The organism is Acinetobacter sp. 479375 (assembly GCF_000581715.1).
Classification (GTDB): domain Bacteria; phylum Pseudomonadota; class Gammaproteobacteria; order Pseudomonadales; family Moraxellaceae; genus Acinetobacter; species Acinetobacter ursingii.
In genome coordinates, this window is sequence record NZ_JEZN01000003.1 from 32,066 (window position 1) to 53,859 (window position 21,794).

General features: G+C 41.3%; 37 protein-coding genes and 1 tRNA gene. 27 read left to right on the top strand and 11 right to left on the bottom strand.

What is annotated here, in order from left to right:
* Window position 1 precedes the first annotated feature (1 nt).
* The 11 genes from J500_RS17360 to J500_RS03855 form a co-directional block, all read right to left on the bottom strand.
* Window positions 2-169 (bottom strand): hypothetical protein, encoded by a 168-nt coding sequence (locus J500_RS17360; RefSeq protein WP_155757818.1) that lies wholly within the window; start codon window positions 167-169, stop codon window positions 2-4.
* Entirely contained in the window at window positions 162-629 is a 468-nt protein-coding gene (locus J500_RS03805) for a hypothetical protein (RefSeq protein ID WP_034698300.1), read from the bottom strand. Before J500_RS03805 ends, J500_RS17360 begins: the two co-directional genes overlap by 8 nt.
* Window positions 629-976 (bottom strand): hypothetical protein, encoded by a 348-nt coding sequence (locus J500_RS03810; protein WP_034698303.1) that lies wholly within the window; start codon window positions 974-976, stop codon window positions 629-631. Before J500_RS03810 ends, J500_RS03805 begins: the two co-directional genes overlap by 1 nt.
* Window positions 977-1,230: 254 nt before the next feature.
* The gene (locus J500_RS03820; protein ID WP_034698308.1) at window positions 1,231-1,836 is read right to left on the bottom strand and encodes a lambda exonuclease family protein; all 606 of its coding nucleotides are present in this window, start codon (window positions 1,834-1,836) and stop codon (window positions 1,231-1,233) included.
* A complete protein-coding gene (gene bet, locus J500_RS03825) occupies window positions 1,817-2,599 on the bottom strand; it encodes a phage recombination protein Bet (protein WP_004997221.1) in 783 nt (260 codons plus the stop codon). The genes J500_RS03820 and bet overlap by 20 nt, the downstream gene beginning before the upstream one ends.
* 10 nt (window positions 2,600-2,609) lie before the next feature.
* A complete protein-coding gene (locus J500_RS03830) occupies window positions 2,610-3,617 on the bottom strand; it encodes a hypothetical protein (RefSeq protein WP_034698311.1) in 1,008 nt (335 codons plus the stop codon).
* A 1-nt stretch (window position 3,618) separates the two neighbouring features.
* Window positions 3,619-3,945 carry a hypothetical protein gene (locus J500_RS03835; RefSeq protein WP_034698314.1) on the bottom strand — a complete coding sequence of 109 codons (327 nt, stop codon included), beginning with the start codon at window positions 3,943-3,945 and terminating at the stop codon, window positions 3,619-3,621.
* A 210-nt stretch (window positions 3,946-4,155) separates the two neighbouring features.
* A complete protein-coding gene (locus tag J500_RS03840; protein WP_034698317.1) occupies window positions 4,156-4,566 on the bottom strand; it encodes a hypothetical protein in 411 nt (136 codons plus the stop codon).
* Window positions 4,559-4,783: a hypothetical protein gene (locus tag J500_RS03845; protein WP_034698319.1), complete on the bottom strand. Its 225-nt coding sequence runs from the start codon at window positions 4,781-4,783 to the stop codon at window positions 4,559-4,561. The genes J500_RS03840 and J500_RS03845 overlap by 8 nt, the downstream gene beginning before the upstream one ends.
* A complete protein-coding gene (locus tag J500_RS03850; protein WP_034698321.1) occupies window positions 4,780-5,424 on the bottom strand; it encodes a pentapeptide repeat-containing protein in 645 nt (214 codons plus the stop codon). Before J500_RS03850 ends, J500_RS03845 begins: the two co-directional genes overlap by 4 nt.
* A 207-nt stretch (window positions 5,425-5,631) precedes the next feature.
* Window positions 5,632-6,330 carry a S24 family peptidase gene (locus J500_RS03855; RefSeq protein ID WP_034698324.1) on the bottom strand — a complete coding sequence of 233 codons (699 nt, stop codon included), beginning with the start codon at window positions 6,328-6,330 and terminating at the stop codon, window positions 5,632-5,634.
* Window positions 6,331-6,457: 127 nt separating this feature from the next.
* On the opposite strand from J500_RS03855, the gene J500_RS03860 reads away from it, so the two are divergent.
* The 27 genes from J500_RS03860 (at window position 6,458) to J500_RS17500 (ending at window position 21,794) form a co-directional block, all read left to right on the top strand.
* A complete protein-coding gene (locus J500_RS03860; protein WP_034698327.1) occupies window positions 6,458-6,652 on the top strand; it encodes a hypothetical protein in 195 nt (64 codons plus the stop codon).
* A 10-nt stretch (window positions 6,653-6,662) separates the two neighbouring features.
* On the top strand, window positions 6,663-6,938 hold the full coding sequence (locus J500_RS03865; RefSeq protein WP_034698330.1) for a hypothetical protein: 276 nt from the start codon (window positions 6,663-6,665) through the stop codon (window positions 6,936-6,938).
* Window positions 6,939-6,982: 44 nt separating this feature from the next.
* Window positions 6,983-7,894, top strand: a complete 912-nt coding sequence (locus J500_RS17670; RefSeq protein WP_052024124.1) for a helix-turn-helix domain-containing protein — start codon at window positions 6,983-6,985, stop codon at window positions 7,892-7,894.
* On the top strand, window positions 7,887-8,666 hold the full coding sequence (locus J500_RS03880; protein ID WP_034698332.1) for a hypothetical protein: 780 nt from the start codon (window positions 7,887-7,889) through the stop codon (window positions 8,664-8,666). The genes J500_RS17670 and J500_RS03880 overlap by 8 nt, the downstream gene beginning before the upstream one ends.
* Window positions 8,663-9,313: a phage-like protein gene (locus J500_RS03885; RefSeq protein WP_034698336.1), complete on the top strand. Its 651-nt coding sequence runs from the start codon at window positions 8,663-8,665 to the stop codon at window positions 9,311-9,313. The genes J500_RS03880 and J500_RS03885 overlap by 4 nt, the downstream gene beginning before the upstream one ends.
* Window positions 9,310-9,579, top strand: coding sequence for a hypothetical protein (locus J500_RS03890; protein WP_034698339.1), 270 nt, complete (start codon window positions 9,310-9,312; stop codon window positions 9,577-9,579). Before J500_RS03885 ends, J500_RS03890 begins: the two co-directional genes overlap by 4 nt.
* Window positions 9,576-9,929, top strand: coding sequence for a hypothetical protein (locus J500_RS03895; RefSeq protein WP_034698342.1), 354 nt, complete (start codon window positions 9,576-9,578; stop codon window positions 9,927-9,929). The genes J500_RS03890 and J500_RS03895 overlap by 4 nt, the downstream gene beginning before the upstream one ends.
* Window positions 9,916-10,305 carry a hypothetical protein gene (locus J500_RS03900; protein ID WP_052024125.1) on the top strand — a complete coding sequence of 130 codons (390 nt, stop codon included), beginning with the start codon at window positions 9,916-9,918 and terminating at the stop codon, window positions 10,303-10,305. The genes J500_RS03895 and J500_RS03900 overlap by 14 nt, the downstream gene beginning before the upstream one ends.
* Window positions 10,305-10,625 carry a hypothetical protein gene (locus J500_RS03905; RefSeq protein ID WP_034698345.1) on the top strand — a complete coding sequence of 107 codons (321 nt, stop codon included), beginning with the start codon at window positions 10,305-10,307 and terminating at the stop codon, window positions 10,623-10,625. Before J500_RS03900 ends, J500_RS03905 begins: the two co-directional genes overlap by 1 nt.
* A complete protein-coding gene (locus J500_RS03910; protein ID WP_034698348.1) occupies window positions 10,622-10,903 on the top strand; it encodes a hypothetical protein in 282 nt (93 codons plus the stop codon). Before J500_RS03905 ends, J500_RS03910 begins: the two co-directional genes overlap by 4 nt.
* Window positions 10,900-11,334, top strand: coding sequence for a VRR-NUC domain-containing protein (locus tag J500_RS03915; RefSeq protein WP_034698351.1), 435 nt, complete (start codon window positions 10,900-10,902; stop codon window positions 11,332-11,334). Before J500_RS03910 ends, J500_RS03915 begins: the two co-directional genes overlap by 4 nt.
* 168 nt (window positions 11,335-11,502) lie before the next feature.
* Window positions 11,503-12,045: a hypothetical protein gene (locus J500_RS03920; RefSeq protein ID WP_034698354.1), complete on the top strand. Its 543-nt coding sequence runs from the start codon at window positions 11,503-11,505 to the stop codon at window positions 12,043-12,045.
* 480 nt (window positions 12,046-12,525) lie between these two features.
* Window positions 12,526-12,602, top strand: a tRNA-Arg gene (locus J500_RS03925).
* A 314-nt stretch (window positions 12,603-12,916) separates the two neighbouring features.
* The gene (locus tag J500_RS17490) at window positions 12,917-13,090 is read left to right on the top strand and encodes a hypothetical protein (RefSeq protein ID WP_164542917.1); all 174 of its coding nucleotides are present in this window, start codon (window positions 12,917-12,919) and stop codon (window positions 13,088-13,090) included.
* A gap of 385 nt (window positions 13,091-13,475) precedes the next feature.
* Window positions 13,476-14,252 carry an HNH endonuclease gene (locus J500_RS03935; RefSeq protein WP_034698359.1) on the top strand — a complete coding sequence of 259 codons (777 nt, stop codon included), beginning with the start codon at window positions 13,476-13,478 and terminating at the stop codon, window positions 14,250-14,252.
* 95 nt (window positions 14,253-14,347) lie between these two features.
* Complete coding sequence (locus J500_RS03940) at window positions 14,348-14,575, top strand: hypothetical protein (RefSeq protein ID WP_034698362.1); 228 nt, start codon at window positions 14,348-14,350, stop codon at window positions 14,573-14,575.
* 41 nt (window positions 14,576-14,616) lie between these two features.
* Window positions 14,617-15,102, top strand: coding sequence for a recombination protein NinB (locus J500_RS03945; protein WP_034698364.1), 486 nt, complete (start codon window positions 14,617-14,619; stop codon window positions 15,100-15,102).
* A 3-nt stretch (window positions 15,103-15,105) separates the two neighbouring features.
* Complete coding sequence (locus J500_RS03950) at window positions 15,106-15,297, top strand: hypothetical protein (RefSeq protein ID WP_005402872.1); 192 nt, start codon at window positions 15,106-15,108, stop codon at window positions 15,295-15,297.
* A 67-nt stretch (window positions 15,298-15,364) separates the two neighbouring features.
* Window positions 15,365-15,643 carry an HNH endonuclease gene (locus tag J500_RS03955; RefSeq protein ID WP_034698370.1) on the top strand — a complete coding sequence of 93 codons (279 nt, stop codon included), beginning with the start codon at window positions 15,365-15,367 and terminating at the stop codon, window positions 15,641-15,643.
* A complete protein-coding gene (locus J500_RS17495) occupies window positions 15,640-15,816 on the top strand; it encodes a hypothetical protein (protein ID WP_171071569.1) in 177 nt (58 codons plus the stop codon). Before J500_RS03955 ends, J500_RS17495 begins: the two co-directional genes overlap by 4 nt.
* A gap of 114 nt (window positions 15,817-15,930) precedes the next feature.
* Complete coding sequence (locus tag J500_RS03960) at window positions 15,931-16,380, top strand: terminase small subunit (protein ID WP_034698372.1); 450 nt, start codon at window positions 15,931-15,933, stop codon at window positions 16,378-16,380.
* Between the two features lie 54 nt (window positions 16,381-16,434).
* Window positions 16,435-16,641 carry a hypothetical protein gene (locus J500_RS03965; protein WP_004997280.1) on the top strand — a complete coding sequence of 69 codons (207 nt, stop codon included), beginning with the start codon at window positions 16,435-16,437 and terminating at the stop codon, window positions 16,639-16,641.
* 123 nt (window positions 16,642-16,764) lie between these two features.
* Window positions 16,765-18,438: a terminase large subunit gene (locus J500_RS03970; RefSeq protein WP_034698375.1), complete on the top strand. Its 1,674-nt coding sequence runs from the start codon at window positions 16,765-16,767 to the stop codon at window positions 18,436-18,438.
* Between the two features lie 95 nt (window positions 18,439-18,533).
* On the top strand, window positions 18,534-19,526 hold the full coding sequence (locus J500_RS03975) for a hypothetical protein (protein WP_034698378.1): 993 nt from the start codon (window positions 18,534-18,536) through the stop codon (window positions 19,524-19,526).
* A gap of 90 nt (window positions 19,527-19,616) precedes the next feature.
* Window positions 19,617-20,207 carry an HK97 family phage prohead protease gene (locus J500_RS03980; protein ID WP_005003597.1) on the top strand — a complete coding sequence of 197 codons (591 nt, stop codon included), beginning with the start codon at window positions 19,617-19,619 and terminating at the stop codon, window positions 20,205-20,207.
* A complete protein-coding gene (locus tag J500_RS03985) occupies window positions 20,204-21,538 on the top strand; it encodes a phage major capsid protein (RefSeq protein ID WP_004997288.1) in 1,335 nt (444 codons plus the stop codon). The genes J500_RS03980 and J500_RS03985 overlap by 4 nt, the downstream gene beginning before the upstream one ends.
* Before the next feature lie 88 nt (window positions 21,539-21,626).
* Window positions 21,627-21,794 carry a hypothetical protein gene (locus J500_RS17500; RefSeq protein ID WP_004997290.1) on the top strand — a complete coding sequence of 56 codons (168 nt, stop codon included), beginning with the start codon at window positions 21,627-21,629 and terminating at the stop codon, window positions 21,792-21,794.

Consider the following 21,794-nt stretch of genomic DNA (forward strand, 5'->3'; position numbering starts at 1 on the left):
ATCAACCTCCTTCAGCTTCTTCTACAACACTCACAGAATCCGACTTTCTTATAAATGCTGTCATCAAAAACAGAATCACAAAATAAACATCTGATATATCGTTGATATTCATTTGAAGTGAATAGCCTTCACTAGCATAGATTTCAACATAGGGCTTTTTTTCACTCATCCCCATCTCCTTGCGCTGCTTCGATCATGGCTTTGTATGCCGCCTCCATATCAGAATAATCTTCACTGACAAATTCATTTGCAGCATCAATCATGTTATCCGTAGGCTCTCTCGGCACCACAACAAACTCGCCATCACTTGCACCTAGAAGTTTCTCATGCAAGTCGCTATTAAGTTTTAATTGCTCGAGAAGTGCTGCATTTACACCAGAATAAGCTGTTTTAAGTTCCTCGTTTTCAGCTTTGAGTGAGTCGATTTCGACTTGTTTTGATTCGGCGCATCGTAGCCAAGCAGACCACATTTTTCTCACTTCAATCAAAAGATTGATTTCGCTTTTATTGGCGCTTTGCTTTAAATTGCCAAAATCAAATGTATTTAATTCTGCTGAGAAAATAATTCCATTTTCACGCACGCGATATTTTTCACAAAATTCGTTATGTTCTTTCTCTAAATCAACCATCACGCCACCTCACTTTCTTCACGAATTTCACGAGCAAAGAGCGCACAAGCATCATCTTCGCCAAACCCAATATCGATTAAGAAAAATCCATGCGGTGCGATTGGTTCCCACTTTGTAATATCAGACGCATCCATCATTATTTCCCAATCATCTTGCGAAACACTTGCTTCCATCCAGATCGTCACGGTTTCGATATTGAAATGTTGCTTAAGCTGATCCCATTCCTCTTTAGTGAAATAGTCTGATTCTCCGCTCATTGCATTTATATATGCGCAATATTCGGGATGAATCCATTGGCCCATATCATCACGCACAATTTCAGCAGGTTTTAATTGATTAATTTCCATCTCGCCACCCTATCTCTTATTACAACCAATCATTTTGTGACCCTTTTCATTGATCAAAAAATCTCGACATATTGATAAAAAGTTTCTGTTGCATTTATCATTTTTAAATGAACGCCCAACAACACCATTCGGCTTCTTGATGCTAAAATTAGAATCATTGGATATGTCGTAGTTCTTTTTTAAGCACCATTCTTTAAACTCGATCATTAAATAAGACCTGGTTCGTAATGCGTAAGGGATTAAGTAAAGTCTCATCACGCCACTCCTAAGCTTTTGATTGCTTCATCAATGTTTTTATTAAATGCTCGAACATCAGATTCCATGCCAGAAATATCCAAATCCTTTGCAAATACACGAATAACAATGATCTGAAGTTCTGCTTTCAATCGTGGGTCATAGCTCACAAAATCACACCACTCACGACGAGTGCAAGACAATTGACTGGTGATCTGTGGAATATATTCATCAGGCACTTTTCTAGTCAGAAGCGTATTAAGGTGCGTTGTTGTGTCAGGGCACTTAACTTCAATTTGCCCATCTTTACCTACAATCCCATCAGGTGACGCGCCAAACATTTCAATAAAAGAGTGATCAATTAAGCCCGTTCCTACTACAAAGTTACCTGTTTCATTTTCATAGGCTGCAATAGCGTGAGGCTCGTTATCGATTCCCCACTGCATGCTATAGCTGGTTGGGATTTCTTTTTGAACACCAGTAAGACGCTCAGCAAGAATAGTTAAACCCAATGCATTTAAAGCTTTTCCTTTCATAGGCTTCGCATTCAAATCTTTGACACGACTTGCAGTCACTTTGCCTACACGATCTGCAAACCAATCTTCATTACGCTGGAGAATGTTCATAGGTTTCTCCTTGGTTGGATAAGGCTTGGTCGGCAAACTGCGCGATTCCTTTTAAGTTGACAGAATGCTTTGCCCACAAGTGGTTTTTGTGTGAACCTTGGGGAAGGGCTTCATACGCACTCTTAAGGCGTTCTGAACCGTATTGCGATTCACGATTCAGGGTAGGCAAGTGCTCATCCTCAAACTCTTGGTATCCTTCTGGAACGTCAGATGTAACCGTCTTAACCTGTGAAGTTTGACAATCATCTATGCGTCGCGCTTCATCTTCGTCATAAATACCTGAAAAGCCAAAAGCAACACGCGCACACTGAATTAACGCTTTATGACGAAGCATGCGTTTTGGGTATTTTTTCCATGGTTCAGATGTGCCTTGGCATTCGCTCAAATACTCAGTCACAACAGTAGGGTGTGATCGATCTTTGCGGTAGATTTTGCAAGTACATGATTCATCATCTTGCTCAAACTGGATACCATCACAAACAGGATTGTCATTAATAATTCGCGCCCAACCATCAATACCAACAACAGGGGTGATGCCACCGCCTTTGGCAGGGAAAGCATAAATTTCTTTGGTAAATGGGTTGAGCTTGTACTGGTTTGCAACAATCAAAAGACTGACAAGCTGCACGTCATTCGCGCCTTTAAACACAGTGTCAATTAATGTCTTTTTTAACTGCTCTGGATCCACATCAACCATGTCAAACGCCACAGCCACTTTGTGCATTTGAGCTAGAACAATATTGTTATTTGCAGGTGCATTCATCTTCTAATCCTCAATATTTGACTGAAACATGCGGAACTTGGTTGTTTGCAATCGCAGTAATAACCGCTTTTGCCTGACCTTCATCTAGTCCGATTTCACAAAACTTATTCAAAATTTCACGATTGATTGAGCGCATGTGTTCTTTATTCGCTAAACGCGCTGCTTCCGCTTCCTGATCAGCTTTAATCTTTGCAGCTTGTTCGGCTTCAATGCGTAAGCGTTCCGCTTCAATCGCTTGCTGCTTTTGAGTCTCAGCTTGTTTTGCTTGTTCAATCGCTTGCTGTTTTAGTTTTTCTTCACGCAAGATTGCGGCTTCACGCTCTGCTTGAGCTTTCTTTTCAGCTTCGATTCGTGCATTTTCAGCAGCTTGACGAGCAATAGCCTCATCACGTTCTTTTTGCTGGCGCTCAATTTCAGCTTGACGCAAACGCTCTAATTCAGCCTGTTCGGCTTCATATTTTTCACGTGCAGTCAGGGCAGTGCGTAGCTTTTCAAGTGTTTCCAATTTTGCGATTTTGGCTTCTTGTTCGAACTCTTCGAAAGACGAATCAATTTCTGTATTTTCAAGATCAAAGATATAACCCTTAATCTCGTGAGATTCTTTATTCAAGATGTTTTCACCATGCAAGCTATGAATGGCTCTAATTACCGCTTGATGCTTTGCAACACGATCATTTTCGGCTTGCTCCCAGTCATCTAGCGGCTTTCGAATCTCATCACGCAGTGCATCACACTGGTCACGCCATGCCTTACGATCACGATCAATTGCAGCAGCCTGAGCTTTAATACCTGCAACCAAATCCTTGCCGTGATTATCTACAGCGGCTTTAGATTTACTTACCTTGTAAGCTTGTGAGGCAATAGCATCACGACCTTTTTTTGTGGTGACATCTGGTACGATTGAACGCGCTTGTTCTGCCATTCGATCAAACAAATCTTGAATGCCATTTTCTTTTTGAAATGCAACAATAATTGCGTTTTGTTCAATAACTTGTAATTCATTTACTTTTGAGTTCATCTTAATCACCCACTATATGTGAACGTCCGCGGTTCGGGTAATACACATCCCGATCTATGCGAACAATATTGATAACTTGTTGTTCAATTGGCTTTTGTGGCCCACATCTAAAATTCGGTTCTTGCTCACCAATTGGTGTGCAGTGAGCTAATGTCAAATGCCATCTGCGCCATGATTTGGATAATGCATCCCAGTAAAACAATTGATCTTTATTTACTAAAAGCTTCCAATCTGATCCGCCAAAAGTGCTGTAGTGCGTGGCTTCCGATTCTTCGCCAGCAAAACACCCAAATTGCTCAAGAAAGTCTGTGTTGAATAGCAAGCCCATACACACCTCACGACAAAACGTAATTCAATGCATCTGTGTAGTCTTTACTGCATGACCAGACACGCTGAGCACAACCACATTTGCATTGCCAGATGTATCCACCTTCACACAAAAAACGGTTTTTAGTTGTTGAGCCACAAGCTTTACAGGTGTGGTATTCGTTTAAAATTATGCGAATAACTTCCGAGTCTGGAGTACGAAGCATCATATTCATTTTGAGTGCTCCTTTAGTTTGCGAAGCTGCTCAACGACGATTTTGATGTCTTCAACAGTTCGCCAAGCACCGTATTTAACAAATTCCTTGTGTTTTTCAGTATCGTCAAATGTATTGCAGGTATATCCACTCTTGAATGCAGGATGAACGATAAAGTAAATATCACCAACCTTTGGCTGAAAAGGCGCAGGCACTTCGATTTCAAGTTTTACAGTGCGGGGTTTTAGGCGGAATTTGAATGCTGTTTTCTCATTAAGAAAATATCCTAAATTATATTGATCCCAAAAATGGCCAGTCATTGTTGTCCATCTCATCTGAATGCTTGGGTCATTTTCAGACCAATATTGCACTTCCTTGCCATCCGCCAGCGCTCTAAGCGCATCGACACCACTAATCAGCTCACTCATGATTATGCTCCGCAAACTGCGCCTGATAAGCCTTTGCCATTGCTTCTTGATAGTCCATCTCATCAGCAGCCTTATAAACAAAAACAGCAGACAAGAACGCGAAAAACAGAACGACAAAGCCGATTGAAAGCAAATTCATGAAAGATGGTGACGCAAGCTTTTCACGCTTCTCATTTTGATTCTTGATCAATTGATCGATTAATTCGTTTTGTGTCATTGATCAACCTCCTCATCTGAATGAACATGCGCTTCACAAGCAGCCAAAAGCATGACCTTGTATTGATTCCAAAATTTCAAAGCATCACTATCCATGCGACTAATTTCTTGATCTGTAAAAGCTTTCCATTGCTCTACTTTGTGGTTTTGACAGCCGATTCGCATGTAACCAAATCCATTAATGCAAACAAGCCATCGTAAGGTTGGGATAATAAGCGGAGCATTTTTCGCGTCCCCAAGATTCGCATCCCCAAGATTCGCGCCCCAAAGATTCGCGTCCCCAAGATTCGCATCCCCAAGATTCGCGCCCCGAAGATTCGCGTCCCCAAGATCCGCGCCCCAAAGATTCGCGCCCCGAAGATTCGCGTCCCCAAGATCCGCGCCCCGAAGATTCGCGCCCCGAAGATTCGCGTCCCCAAGATCCGCGCCCCAAAGATTCGCGCCCCGAAGATTCGCGTCCCCAAGATCCGCGCCCCGAAGATTCGCGCCCCGAAGATCCGCGCCCCGAAGATTCGCGCTCTCAGCAATAGCAGTCTCAACCGCATGACGTGCAATCATTCCAGATTCCATACCGTCAGGGATTTCACAAGAGAAAAGGACCTCACCAGTCCAGCGATTTTTAATTTCGTAATTCTGTGTCATAATGACCTCACTCGTTGAGTAAAGCTCCGTCCGCCTGCAAGTGTTCGGAGCTTTTTTGTTTGTTTGTGAGATAATAGTAAACACAGCGTTTACTGTAGTCAAGAAAAATATTAAACAAATGTTTATTTATTTTGTTTTCTTTTACTAAACAGAGACATAAAAAAAGACCACTTTATGTGGTCTTAGAAAACGAAATGTTTATTTCAATTACGGTAGAGGATTTTGTACATTAAAAGCATAAGCCACCACACAAAAATCCTGATCCATAACTTCTTCTGCTGTTAATACTTCTTCTGGATATTCATCTTTGTTGGCACTCACAATCCTTACACCGCCTTTTGGCATTCTATAAAGATACTTGAACTTAAAAAGTCCACCATGACTAATCGCATAGATTTTACCGTCAATGATCGATGTCCTACCCACATCAACATACACAGTCGCTCTGTCATTAATGACTGGATACATTGAATTTCCAAAAGCTGTTAGGGCATATGCATTTGACGCTTCAACCCCATACTGTCGAAGAGTGGCTTTACTGAGTCTTAGTTTGCGAGTTTCATTACCAATCATTTCAACCAAAGACCCCGAACCGCACGCAACCAATACTTCTTTATAAAATGGTATTTCAACCTCGTCATCGTCAATAGGAGTTTCAGAATCCCACTCTAATACTTTTGTTGGGTTTACTTCGTTCTTATTTAACTCACCTTTAAGAATCCAATTCGCCGATACACCAAACTGTGCAGCAGCCTTTAGAGCGCCAGCTTTAGACACGCCTCTTTTTTTCCAGTTTGTTATTGTTTGAGGCGACTCATCAATAGCTTTAGCTGTTTCCTCCTGAGTCATTTTACTGGCCTCTAAAAGACGAATAACAGAGGGGTGTGCAGCCTTTTCTTCTTTCATCACATTATCCAAATACATCAACAAATACATTATCTAAAAAAGTAAACACTTTGTGTTAAACAAATGATTTGACATTAGGAAACATCATGTTTACTATTAAATAAACAAACGTTTACTAGAGGCAACCATGTCTATCGAAGCTGATAAAGAAATTCTCTTACGGCTTGGTGGCTCTACAAGAGTGGCAGAGCTACTAGGCTTCAAAGATAAACAGCGAGTTCAAAACTGGATGACTAGAGGAATACCAGCAAAGGTGAAACTCCAATATCCACACTTATTTCTAAACCCAAATATTCAAAGCAACAAATCTTCTGCTGCCTAAGGACACTCAAATGAGTCTTGATAAAAAATCTACGCATGTGCGTTTGTCTCCTGAAAACCATGAGCGAGCAAAAGTACTCGCTGAAATCAAAGGTAAAGACCTTGCTCAATACCTTGCATATTTACTTGAGAAGGAAATAGCAGGTGAGTGGCATGTACTTAATTTACAAGCAAAATCATTTGAGCGCTTGGGATTAGGAGCTTTGATGCGGGATCTCTCTACAGAAGTAATTTTCGGTGAGGGATTGGAAGGGATTAACGGGGATTCAGACAAAGAAAAAGCCTGACGGTCTAGGTCAGGCTTTTGTATTCAAAACTTCAGGAGCATTGAATGAAATCAAATTTAGCACATGAACCACCACACCCACAAGGTGAGGTTGTTCGTTTTCCAAAAAATGAGCGAAAAGCCATGTCGGAAAAAAAGTTTAATTACGTCACTAGCATTCGCTCAATCAAGATGCACTCAACCACAAAGCATGTTGCTTTAACTTTGGCTACCTATGCTGATTTTGAAACAGGCATTTGCTACCCAACAATCCAAACATTAATGGATGACACTGGGTTATCAAACCGTGTTGTTAGCCACCATATTAAGCAACTCGAAAAACTTGGTTTTTTGTTGGTAAAAAGAGCAAAAGGAAGCAATTCAAAATACAAGTTCGTTGCAGAAAACATCACTAAAGCAGTGACGCAAAGTCACCACTTTAGAAAAACAAGTAGTGACTTTGACGACATGGAAGTAGTGACTTTAATGCAGGAAGTAGTGACTTTAAGCGCACAAAGTAGTGACGCAGAGTCACACAAACATTCATTAACTACCATTAACTACCATGAAGTATCAGATAGTGTACTCGCACACGAAAAAACCACAGGCGAAGATCAAGTCAAACCAACCGCAAAAAAACGCGAGTCTGGAAAGACAAAAACATCAATCCCTAAAAACTTCACAATCAGCGATCAAGTCCGAACTTGGGCGCTGGAAAAAAATTACAAACACCTTGAGCAGCATCTTGAGTATTTCACTGCCAAGTGTGAAGCCAATGGGTACAAGTACCTGAATTGGGATGCTGCTTTCAAAACAGCAATTCGTGATGACTGGGCAAAGCTAAACAACAATCAGCAAACTGCCTACCAACCAAAACCAAATCAACAACGTGAACAAGCATGGGCTGATTACTACGCAAAACGAAATCAGCAGCAGCCGAACAACATCATTGATGTGATCGAGGTGCAGCATGACTAATTCCTTTTTTGGCCCACAGCAAGCACAGCAACTCATTGACACCATGCGCGTCATTCACGGCAACCTGTTTACACATCAAATGGGTAACGTGTCACCTGAGCAGGTCGAAACTATCATCATTGGTGCGCTGTATGGCATCACAGAGCAACAATTCAACTTTGGGCTGTCACAACTAAGCTCCAGTCGTTATTGCCCAACTATCGCTGAATTCAGAGCAATGTGCTTAACAGGCTCTTGGTGGTCAGTGGATGAAGCATGGGCGAGAGCATGTGAATACACGAAAGATCGCAACCAGAAAATTACGACTTTGACTAAATATGCGTTAGATCAAGTCGAATACATGATCACGCTTGGTCAAATGAATGAGGCGCGCAACCAGTTCAAAGGTATTTACGCTGCAAATCTTTTGAAAGCTCAAGCTTCAGGTAAGCAACAAGAATGGCATCAAGCACCAAAGCAGATCGGCTACAAAGCTGAAGAAAAAACTGTGTCTCAAAAGATAGGTCTTTCCGAAGATCAAGAGCGCATCCGCATTATGACAATGGAACTCATGAAGCAAAAAATGAGTTTTAAAGAAGCAATTAACCAAGCGCAAAAAGCAGTGAGAGGGGAGATTAAAGAGATCAACAAAATGACTGGTGATCTAAAAAAGATTGAACTCAAACCCGACTCTGAATACTGGCCTGATCCATTCGATAACAGGGAAGAATATATCGAAATGCACAAGGCAGATAACAAGAAAGTGCCGTTAGCAGTTGGGGGTGGGGTGTGAAAATCCTAATCGCATGTGAATACTCCGGTCGAGTGCGTGAAGCGTTTACTAAGCTGGGCCATGATGCTATGTCGTGCGACATCCTTCCCACTGAGCAGCCCGGCAAACACTATCAAGGCGATGTACGAGATGTGCTTTATCACGATTGGGATCTTATTGTCGCTCATCCGCCATGCACATTTTTATCTGTTGCTGGGAATCGTTGGTTTAATACAGATCGTTATGGGGAAAAAGCAAGAACTAGAAAGAAAGCCCAAGAACAAGCTATAGCATTTTTTAGACTTTTCACAGATTTGGATTGTGAGAAAGTGGCGATTGAAAACCCGATTGGCTGCATGAGTAAGGTTTATAGAAAACCTTCACAAATTATACATCCATACATGTTCGGAGAACATGAACGCAAAGCTACGTGCTTATGGCTAAAAGGCTTACCTGCATTAAAGGCAACCAAAGTAGTTGAGCCGAATATTGTGAAGTACAAAAACGGTAAAGGCACGGATAGCCCATGGCATTTAGATACCTTAAAACTACCAGCGGAAGCTCGCAGAAAAGCAAGGAGTTTGACATTCCAGGGTATTGCAGACGCCATGGCTATGCAGTGGGGTGGTATCGAATCTCAACAAGATTTATTCGGAGGTGCGGCATGAAAAACAACAATCCAAGACCAGTTGCTCAAAGATGTGAGGTATTTCAGAACGTGTTTGACATTCTCTTATTCGCAAGTCATGCGACAAAACCATTCACAAGCCGAGATATTCAAGAATGTGTGATGGAAGCACCAATTAACACGATTCAAAACTATTTGGCTGATTTAAAGGAGCGCGGATATATCAAGAAAGACTCTAATTGCACTTATGTAGCAACGCAGTTCACTAAAGACTTATTGAATGTTGAAGGGAAGATTAAGCCATGACAGCAACAACAGTAGAAGAATGGCTGGCTCAAGGCAATCAAATCACAGTGCTTCAAGGATTCACTGGTATTGCACCAAAGCAAAAATTTAACAATCGTGAAGTGAAGTTGCGTGGTCGAGCAAAACCTCAAGCACAGATGCCAAGACTTAGCGATGAGCAGGCGAAAGAGTTGGGTGATTGGTTAGATGCGAAATTGGGTCGAACTTTGGCTTTGGCGAATTATATGAATTGTTCAAGCACAAAGATCGGGATGATTAAAAACCGTAAAACACCGTGCTCAAAAACCCAATTCGAAATGATGAGAAAGGGTATGAGAGCGATTGAGGGGGTTAAGCATGAAAGCACATAAATTTGTAGCAGTACATGGTATTGAGAAAGCTAAAGCGGTTTTGGAGGGTGCGCCTGATTGGGCTGTTTTTTGGATAAGTCGAGATCAGAATCACGGGCACATTATTAGCTTTCCAAATATGACTGGCCACTATTCGGTTGATCTTCAAGAACTCAAACAGGTGGTTGAATCGGTTGAGATTGTTCAGCGATCAGGTGGGTTTGAATCAGTCAAGGCGGCTATTACTAACTATCGTGCCTCAGGCGATATGGTTACATTTTCGAGTCTTGAAAAAAGATTAGCAGACTACGAACTCGTTGAGTCTTACAAGCAAGTGAAGGTCGAAGTCTTAGACATGGTCGATGTTAGCCCGCTCTGCAAAGTGGAGGGTGTGTGATGGAAAAGTTCGAAGAAGCTTGGAAAGAAAACAGACATGTTTGGGAATCTACAAAGAATCTAGCTAAGGCTATGTATTTGGCTGGTGAGGAAGCACAGCAAGCGAAATTGGAGGAGCTGCAAAAGCGGGTGGATGCCTTAACGCTTGCGTTAGACCAGATCGCTTACCCGATTCCACATATGCAAAAAGAAGCGGAACTCAATGGATGTGAGTTGAATGGATATTGGGCAGTAAAGATGTCAGAAGACCATACATATTCTAAAGACATTGCACGCAGAGCATTAGAGAAAGAGCAAGCGCTCAAGGGGGAAGGACAGTGAATAACGAAGAATTGGCCAAAATCGGAATGATGTTTATTCATTGGATTCAAATCCATAGAGAATCTATCAATCGCTTTGAAGAGTTTCGGGATTGTTTTGTGCATGCCCCTGACGAGCCAGTGCATACAAAAAAGGACTACGACAAAGCATGGGAAATTCAGAAGGAAGCTTCTGCATTGGGTAGTGAAGCGAAAAGACGCTATGAAACCTTGCTTGAAGAAGTTGACCTATATCTAGCGCGTGAAAGAACTGATGTTCTTGAGGCAGGTGACCAATGACCACATTCAAAGAGGCTCAAAGGGTCCAGTCACTGAAGGCAGCTCGTTCTAAGCGATTCAATAGAGTGCCAACAGAAGATCAAGAACAGATGGCGCTCATGAGTTGGGCGCATCGTGTGAAGTATGGTTCAGGACGTTTGAGTGATTACTTATTCCATATTCCTAATGGTGGCTCAAGAAACATAATTGAAGCTGCAAAGTTCAAGAAGTTAGGCGTGAAGGCTGGTGTTCCAGACCTTCAGCTTATCGTTCCAAATGGTGAAGTACACGGGCTTTGGATTGAGTTGAAGTCAAAGAAAGGGAAATTACAACCAAGTCAAAGGCTCATGATTCAACGCTTAGAAGAACAAGGTTACATGTGCAAAGTCTGCTTCGGTGCGGATGAAGCCATAGATGAAATTAAAAAGTATTTGATGCTGGAGGCTGCGTGATGCGTAAAAAAGATTCTGATGGAATATGGGTGGTGATCATAGTTTTGATGATGATCATAGGTTTGGGTGGGTCAATTGTGAACACATTGCTGGTATGCAAAAAGCAGGATGTTTTTTGGGTAAAGGGCACCCAATACAGTTGCGCGATATTTAAATAAGGGGAATGGCATGAATGCAGTAGTTGAAAAATTATCAAATCTTGAATGGGTTGGTCAGCAAATGAGAGCTAAAACAGCAAGCTATGAAGCATCTACTGCATCGACAGGAGAAAAGGCAGCAAACTGGGAAGATCGTTGCGGTGCTATTGCTTCAATTGAAGACGTGGCAACAAAGGCATATTGTGAATTACTGGTATGGGGTGATTATCGGGACAACACCATGGCATATCATATTTTACATCATCATCTAGCGGCGATTTTATATGAAACTTTAGCAAAGGATGTGCAGCGCGTAAGGTTTGACTTAAAGTCATTTGCTTTCAAGGTAGCAAAGATGGCTTTGTTCTTTAATTTGCGCGGAAACAATGTCTTGAAAGCCGAAGACAAGTTGATTTTTTTTGGTATTAAGGAAATGAAGGTTCAAACTTATTTGAAAGGTTATGCGTACCTTGAAAAGATGGTGGATATCGCCCTTGAAGATATGCGTGATGAAATTGATTATTACACTGATATCTATAGAAAAAATTTGAACAAAGCTTATTTGACAAAATAACGGTATATAAGGTAGTATTTTCCTATACTGGTCGTATTACACAGTAAAGTGACCAATTATAAAAAGCTCATAATCCGATGGGCTTTTTTTTATTGCCTCAACCCTTGGCATTGGTTTATCACCAGCACATCATGAGGGCATAAAGGGTTTAGACATGGCTTGATGATGCCACCTAACACATTCGCTTGTATGTGGTTGATCACAAGCAAAAACCGAGAGCTACTTATCAGGCTTTCAAACCAAAATTGATAAGCGCTTTATTTGGTCATTAAAGTGAGTAGAAGGGTGCGGGTTTTGAACAAGACACTACCCTTGGATTGACCACCTAAAGAGGTGAGTATTTACTTGCGGATTGGCGACCCCTTAACACATCAGTCAGCCTTAAACTACGTTACTGCTCAGCCCAGTTGTTCATTTGAATAGCTGGGCTGTTTTAATTCAGTTTCCTCTTTATGCCCTGCTTCGGTGGGGCTTTTTTATGCGCCATTCGTCTAATTGGATAAGACATCATAATTCTAGTGTGATTGATGTAGGTTCGAGTCCTGCATGGCGTGCCATTTAATTTAGAGAAGTGAATAGCGTCTTAGCGCTCTCGGCAAATCTAAGTGATACGAGCAAGGTTCACTTCATCTAAGCTAAAGACGGGTGTTTGTATGGACACAAAAGAAATAAGAAAAAATATCGAAATGTATTCTGCTGAATTGAACAAGTATCAAAGCTTATCTCGCCAATTACTCTCACGTGAAGAAATGATCTTAGTGGACCGGAAGATTGTGCAGTTCAGGGAAAGGATTAAGAACTTACGGGTAGTGCTTGATGCGCGACAATAAGCGATTGGCAACTATTCGGAAATTCCGAAGGGTTGGGATTTATGGCAGACAAAGTACAAGCGAAAAAAGACTTAGAGTTTTGCAGTGCTGAGCTGTCTAAGTATCAGAATCTCAGCAGATCAGGATTAACACTGAATGAGATGCGCACCATTGACGGCATTATGATCAAGCTAAAAGAGCGTATTAATAATTTACGCACAGCTCTTTATGCGTAGTCCTAAGCGACTGGCTGAGATTCGCAAGCTTCCGTGTGTAAGGTGTGGTAATCCTCCACCAAGTGAAGCATGTCATGCGAATTGGGCTGAGTATGGGAAATCCTTAGGTAAAAAGGCATCGGATGAATTTACGATTAGCCTTTGTAGGGCTTGCCACCATGCGCTAGATACTTATAAAAATTTAAGTCGTAGAGAAGCGAAAGAGCTTTTTGAGAAATTACTAGATATAACCAATCGAATGTTAAGCATATCAAACGATGATTTATTTTGATTTGGATTTAAATAGTGGTGGTGGAAAATACATTGAAAATAGTCGAAATAACAAGAAGATATAGTGTGAATATGCTATAATTTATACAGTAAAATGTATCTTAAGTAGTTAATTATGAAAGATAAAAACAAAGGGTGGCATGAGCTAAGATTTGAGTTTGACCCTACAAAATATACGACGGATTGTCGGCATTGTGGGCGTACTATGTTTTTACCAAAAAGTAAGTTAAATCGCTATAAAACTTGTGGTGGTGAATGTGCAGAATTGTACAGAAAGAACATTGTTGAAAAAGGCGAAAAAGAAAGGCAAAGAGAGTGTTTAGTTTGCAAAAAGAAATTCACCCCAAGACAATATCAACTAAAAATGGGCGGAGGAAAGTTTTTCTCTCACAAGTGTAACCTCGAGGATGTTTGCGCTAGGAATGGCGAATCTATGCAGATTAAAGCTACTGCTAGAATGGCTGAAATGAGGAGTAAGGGTGAGATTAATTACAGGTACGGTGAGAAACATCACTCTTGGACTGGTGGGAAGCAAGCGTACCGCGAAAGAACAAAAGAGAAATTTAAGATTGATGGTGCGAGAAAGCTGCGAGAATACAGGGAAAAAAATCCTGAGAGAGTTAAAGAGTGGAGCAGTAGAAGGAAGCGTGGAAAGATAATGCCAAGATTGCCACGCGGCACAATTACTAACCTAAAAACACTGCAAAAAGCTAAGTGCGCAATCTGCAAGGTTTCAATTGCTAATGGATACCATATTGATCATATTTTACCGATAAAACTTGGCGGCAAGCATGAGCCACACAACCTGCAATTGCTTTGCAAGAATTGCAATTTAACAAAGAGCGCAAAGCATCCTGTGGATTTTATGCAAGAAAAGGGATTTTTAATTTAAAAGCACCGGGCAGAAAGTGAAGCCATGTTTGAGAAGTGGCTAGTGAGAGTTGAGCGGATGTTGAATCTAAATATTAAAAATTATGAGGTTTTCTAATGGTTGAATTACAAGGCGAGAATGCTCTCGAGTTTCTAAAAAAATATGTGAATGGACACCGTATTGTGTCAACTGGTGACTTGACTGAATTTCAGATTTCCGAAGCGCAAGTTGAAAATCGAATGTTCGTAGATGAGGTTTCTCACCTTGGATGGGTTGCCTTGCCTTGGGAATTAACCACATCGAAAGATCGCGAGCGCGAGCAGAAGTACCTCAACAAAGCATAACCAATTGATTTAATTGCCGCACGAAGTTCTGGGAGTAGGAAATGCAAAAAGCCGTGTTTCCTATCCAGAGTCATGCTGACATCACTAAAGCCATTAACTTCATGCATACCAATTACACTCAGGCGATTAATGAGGGTAAGCCGCTTGTGGTTGAGATAAAACCCGAAGCAAAAGACAGATCAAAAGCTCAAAACCGTTTGTATTGGAAATGGCTTCATGAGATTCATAGAAAGACAGGCAATGATGAAGATCAATTGCACTTTGAGTTCAAGAAGAAGTTTCTAATCGGCATATTGAAGCGTGATGATGATGAATATGCAGCAATGTGTTTAGCCATCAAAACTCTCAAACAAAGCGAATCTGAGCAATATGAAGCGATAGCAAACGGTGTTATTCGAGAGACTTCTACAACACGAATGAATACAGCTCAATTCACTGAGTATCTAAATTTAATTGAATCATTTGCGCTTAAAACGTTTGGCTTGGTTTTGCCTGTGCCTGATGATTTGAAATATGCGTTGGAGTAAGCCATGGTCTGTAAATCATGTGAAGAACGTCGTGAATGGATGAGAGTTCAATATGAGCGAGCAAAAGAAAGAACAGCCAAAGCAATCAACCGCATTAGAGGAATTGCTGACAAAGATAGTGGAACAGAACACAACACTGATTCAGCAGATAGCGAACAAGGATCAGATAATCCTAGCAGCACTGGAACAGAATAATGAGTTGCTGATGCAGGTTACGGAACAGGAAGAAGATAGACCAAGGTCGAGAACGTTGGATTAGATAATGAAACTACAAACACTCAAGCCGAGACTACAGGCACAGAGAACGCCAAGGCAGAATAGTTGGGGTTCAGGTCGTGGTGGTCGTCCTTGGCGCAGACTCAAGGCAAAGATTCACCTAAGAGATAAGTACACATGCCAGTGCTGTGGTGTAGTTACAATGGAGCTTGAGTTAGATCACATCGTTAATATTGCACAAGGTGGCAATGATGATGAATCAAACCTACAGAGTTTGTGTGTGCCTTGTCATAAGACGAAGACCTTGAAGGAAAGCAGACAATGAACGATGAAGAACTATTAGCGCAGCTTGAATCGGCAGCTAACTTTATGCGTGGCATGCAGTTCGATACTCGCTTGCCAAGTGATGCAAGAGAAGCACTGCGTGATAGAGCGATTGATCTGGATGATTTTGTGGAAAATTATTCCAATAAAAATATGCATCAAAATGGTGCGTAAAATATCAGCAGGCAGGGGGGAGTTAAAATTTTCAAGCTCAAAGCTCACGGACACCACCGCCCACCTCACTTACAAGAAAAAATCAGTTTTCAAAAATATGTTAAAGGAGGGTACATGGCTTTAACAGAAAAAAAGAAGGCATTTGCCCTCGCAAAACGAAACGGCAAAGATAATAAAGAAGCTGCCATTTTGGCTGGATGCCCTGAAAAGACTGCATCTGCGGCAGGTGCGCGTTTAGCAAAAGACCCTGATGTTATTGCCTATCTTGAACGACTTGAAAAAGCCACACCCGAGCAAGTTGTTAAACACGACATTAAACCTTTAACAACTTTCACATCTATCCAGACTGCTAATAAATTGGACGATCCGCTTGAGTTCTTGAAGTCAGTCTACACAGACCAAGTGGAAGACATGGCGCTGCGAGTTCGAGCTGCCCAAGCCGCCCTTCCATACGTTCACGGCAAAGTAGCCGAAAAGGGCAAGAAAGAGACCAAAGAGGATGCGGCTAAGGCTGCAACTAAGTCAGGCAAGTTTGGCACTTTGAATAACCAATTGCCTAGTTGATAAAAACCAATTTTTATAACCGAGCCTGATGGCTCTTTTTTATGTGAGAGAAAAATGAGTTGGATTAAAGATAAAGCCCAGTTGCCAGAACGCAATTCTATGGTAGCCGTAGCAATTCAAATTGATGAAGAATCAGTGGATTATCATGTTGCATACTTTGATGTGTGTAATGAAGGAAAAGATGAGTTTGTTTTGGCTCAGGTCGGTGAAATTTACACGCCTGAGCAGATTGCTGCTTGGCAACCATTAACAAAAATCTAAAGACTGCCGCCTTCGGGCGGTTTCTTATTTGATAGCCAATTGTAATGTCTACAGTGTTGCGCAGCATGGGGATGGACACACCCTCAGTTGGCTATCAAATAGGTTATATATCAAGGTAAATTTATGACCGCAATGCTTCCAGAATGGACAACCGCTTGCCCAGACTGGGAGGGGCGTATTGTCAATAAACAGTCGCTCATGCCTTGTGAGCCATTATTTCCACAAGTGGCTGATGTAGCAGAGCGCATATTTAAAGAGCTGATTTTAGTCGATGTTATGGGTAGTCCAAAGATGGGCGATGTCACATTGGAATGGGTAATTGAGTTTGTTCGTGCAATCTTTGGTGCGTATGATCCAAGCACAAAGCGTAGATTAATACGTGAGTTCTTTCTTCTGATTTCCAAGAAGAATACTAAGTCCACAATTGCAGCTGGTGTAATGCTTGTTGCTTTGCTGTTGAATGACCGTCTTTCTGCCGAGTTGATTATCTTAGCGCCAACAAAGGAAGTTGCAGACAATAGTTTTAACCCGATTCGTGACTTTATCCGCGCTGATGAAGAACTTAGTGCAATGATCAATGTGTCTGAGCACACAAAGACTGTTACTCATTTGGGTACTGGGGCAACTCTTAAAGTTATCGCAGCGGAATCAAATGCGGCAGCAGGTAAAAAGGCTTCAATCATTTTGATCGATGAGGTTTGGCTTTTTGGTAAACGTGCCAACGCTGAATCAATGTTCCGTGAGGCAAAAGGTGGTTTAGCGTCTCGCCCAGAAGGTTGCGTGATCTATCTGTCTACAATGTCGGATGAAGTGCCGTGTGGAGTATTTAAGCAGCTTTTAGACTATGCCCGTGATGTACGGGATGGGATCAAAGAGGATAAAGGCTTCTTGCCTCTCATTTATGAGTTTCCAAAACATTTGGTCGAAGCAGGCGAACACTTAAAACCTGAGAACTTCTACATCACTAATCCAAACTTAGGCGCATCGGTAGACCTTGAATATCTGATTTCAGAGTTTAAAAAGGTCAAAGATGCAGGTGAAGAATCGCTTAGAGACTTCTTGGCAAAGCACTTAAACATTGAAATTGGCATGAATCTACGTGCTAATCGGTGGGCAGGTGCTGAGTTCTGGAATCAACAGGCTAAAAATATCACCCTAGATGAGATCATCGAGCAGTCTGATGTATTGGAATTAGCTGGCGATGGTGGTGGATTAGATGATTTATTGGGGTTTGCTCTCATGGGGAGACATAAAACCACAAGAGAGTGGATGTTGTGGGTCCATGCATGGTGTCACCAGATCGTCCTAGAGAGGAGAAAGTCTGAAGCTCCTAAGCTGCTTGATTTTGTAAGGGAAGGAAGCCTCACGATTTATGAGAAAGTAGGTGATGATATTGCCGATATTTCATTAATTGCGAAAAAGGTATTTGATAGCGGAAAGCTAGACAAAGTTGGCCTTGATCCACTAATGATAGGTGGGTTATTGGATGGTCTACTTGATGCGGGAATACCGCAAGAACAAATCATTGGTATTCCTCAAGGATACAAGTTAGCTGGCTATCTTCAAACTTTAGAAAGAAAGCTTGCTGGTCGTGAGTTATGGCACCAAGGTCTCGGATTGATGACTTGGGTGGTTGGAAATGCTCGTATTGTCATGAAGGGTAATGGCATTATGGTCAGTAAGCAGGAGAGTGGTGTAGCTAAAATCGATCCATTAATTGCTGCTCTAAATGCTACAGCACTAATGAGTATGAACCCCGAACCTGCACAAAAAGAATATAGTGTTTTTTTCGTGTAGGTTGTTGTTTGTGGTATAATTATTATACAAACAAAGCCCAAAAAGACGGCAATCTTAATGGGCTTTTAATCATTAATCGTTAAGCTGGAACGACTATGACTGGTAGCAATTCTAATGGTGCATTAAAGAATACGCAATTTAAAATGACAACTCGGCAATTCATAGAAAAGGCCAAGCAAATTCATTTTGATAAATATGACTATTCTGAGGTTGTTTATTGTGGCTCACATGGGAAGGTTAAGATTATTTGCCATACTCACGGACCTTTCTTTCAGGAAAGTAGGCAACACTTAAAGGGGCAAGGGTGTTTGGCATGTGCTGGTAAGATGCCATTAACTACAAACGAATTTATAAGCAGAGTGTCATCTATTCACAATAATTTTTATGATTACTCTCTTGTTGAATACCGAGGTAGAGCACACAAAGTAAAAATTATCTGCCCAAAGCATGGTTTATTTGAACAAGAAGCTAAGGAACACTACAGATATGGTTGTTACCATTGTGGCAATGACAAGATTAAAGAAAAGTTAAGTAGCAATACATCAGAATTTATAGAGAAAGCCAAAGCGTTACATGGTGATAAGTACAACTATGACTTGACTAATTATCGTGGAAATAAAATTAAAGTTAAGATCATTTGTCAATTTCATAAGTCATTTATGCAGACCCCTAATGACCATTTGATGGGAGTTGGATGTCCACAATGCAAAAATGAAATATCTCTTTGGAAAAGATCAGATTATGTAAAGCTGTGTGATGAAAGACATGATGGGAAAAGCAACCTGTATCTTATTAAGTGCTACTCAAGCAACGAAGTTTTTTTCAAAATTGGAATTACAGTAAAGAAAATTAAAAACCGATTTAGTTATGATATGCCTTACTCATATGAAGTTATCAAATTTATCAGTGAGAGTGCTTCATTTGTTTGGGATCTTGAAAAGAAGTTACATCGCTTGTTAGTTGATTATAAATACACTCCAAATATTCAATTTGGAGGGGCAAATGAGTGTTTTTCAGAGATTCCTAAAGATACTTTAAAGTTGCTTGATAGTCTGGATAGTTCAAAACAATTACAGCTTATCGCTTAAGAGATTAAGCTATAAACCAAATAGACCGCCGAAAGGTGGTTTTCTTTTAATAACCGCCTTATTTGGCGGTTTTTGCATTTTGGAGGGGCTATGACTGCTCTGCACAAATCATTCGGCTCATTCGAAATCAAAGCCGTAGACGATGAAAAACGAACATTTAAAGGGGTGGCAAGCACACCCAATCAGGATCGAGCAAAAGACATCATGGTTCCCACAGGCGCTAAGTTCACTTTGCCAATGCCATTACTTTTTCACCACGACCATAAATCACCAATTGGTCATGTCACGGATGTGAAAGTGACCAGTAAAGGGATTGAGGTTGAAATTCATCTTCCAAAGATAGAAGAAGAAGGCGCATTGAAAGCCCGAATTGAAGAGGCTTATCAGTCCTTGAAACACAACCTCATCAAGGGTCTATCCGTTGGGTTTCTCCCAAATTGGGATGACGCGGAAATGATCAAAGGTGGTGGCATAAAATTTAATGATTGGGAGTTTTATGAACTTTCCTTAGTCACCATTCCATGCAATCGCGAAAGCGAAACAGATTTTAAAAAAGCATTTGAGGAACACAAAGCCGCGTTGGGCAAACAACCTCAGAACGTTCCAGATGGCGATTCATCTGAACAAAAACACGTAATCGTAAAACTAAATAGCCCAACACAGGGTGGAGTAAAACTATGAAAGAATACTTAGCAAAGCTGCTCAAAGCATTGGCAGATAAAAACGCAGCAATGCAAACTGCACTGTCTAAATCAGCAGCAGCAGGCACAACACCTGATGAAGCAACTGAAGCAGAAATTCAGGTTCTTGAAAAAGATATTGAGGCAATTAAGAAAAATATTGCACGTACCGAAGCTCAAATTGCAGAGATTGAAAAAGCGGCAAAAACCGCAACGCCTGTTGCAGGTAATGATCCTGAGGAAGCAAAAAAATCTGCAAAAGGCGATCCTGAGCCAAAAGCTGATCCAAAGGTTGAAGTTAAATCCAATCTTCCTAAAGGGATGCCTTTCGCACAATTTGCTCGTGCAAAAATGCTTGCATGTCATGAGCAAAAACAAGGTCGATTAATGACTGTCGTTGATGCGGCAAAAGCATTAGGTTATGACGAAGCAGTGGTTCAATATGTTGAAAAAGCCACCTTGGGTACCACTACTGATGCTGGTTTCGCTGCGCCACTTGTGCAGCAAGACACATATAAAGGCGATTTCTTAGAATTGCTTCGTAATGCAACCATCTTTGATAAGTTGAAAGGTTATCGTGCTGTTCCGTTTAATGTAAAAATTAACGGGCAATTAAGCGGTGGTACTGCTTCTTGGGTGGGTGAAGGTGCTAAAAAGCCTTTAACTAACCCGACATTCAACAGTATCGAAATCAAAGAGCATAAATTGGCTGCGATTACAGTTTATACGCAAGAATTGTTGCGTCGTGCCGATCCAGCAATTGATCAACTTGTGCTTAATGATTTGATTGAAGCAACCAAAGTGCTGATTGATACCACGTTTCTTGGTACTCAAGCGCAAACCGATGTGACTCCATCGGGTATTCTGAATGGTGTAACAGCAATTGAACCTTCTGGCACTACGGCAGCAGCAATTGAAGCCGATTTGTTAAAACTTATCACGACATTTGTTGCCGCAAACCTTACCACTGACAATGCGTATTTCTTAATGAGTGAAACGCGTGCAATGCAATACGCTTTGCTTCGTGATGCTCTTGGAAATACATATTTCAACGGCATGAGCTTTGCGGGTGCAGCGCGTTCGCTTCTGGGTATTCCAGTTATCACGTCACAATCCATTGGCGACAAGATCATTCTTGTAAAAATGAGCGAATTGCTTGTTGCTCAGGACGGTGGTGTTGATGTGGCGTACAGCGATCAAGCAACGCTTGTTGATGGATCTACAACCCATAACCTATGGCAAGAAAACAAATTTGCCATTCGTGTAGAGAAGTTCATCACTTGGGCGAAACGTCGCGCCATTGCAGCGGCATACATTGATTACACGCCTTAATCGGTATATCGATCCAAAACAGCTCCTTAATTGGGGCTGTTTTCATATCTGAACAATGAAAACTCACTGTTGAGCTATGGGAACAGCTATGAAAATTGAATATTTACAGGTTATGCACGATGCCGAAGTAGGCGAAGTGAAAGAAGTTGAAGATTTTGCGGCAAATATCCTTATTAAAACAGGTGTTGCAAAGCCTTATGAAGAGCCTAAAAAGGCTGCAAATCGCACCAAAAAAGACGTAAAAACTGAAGAATAA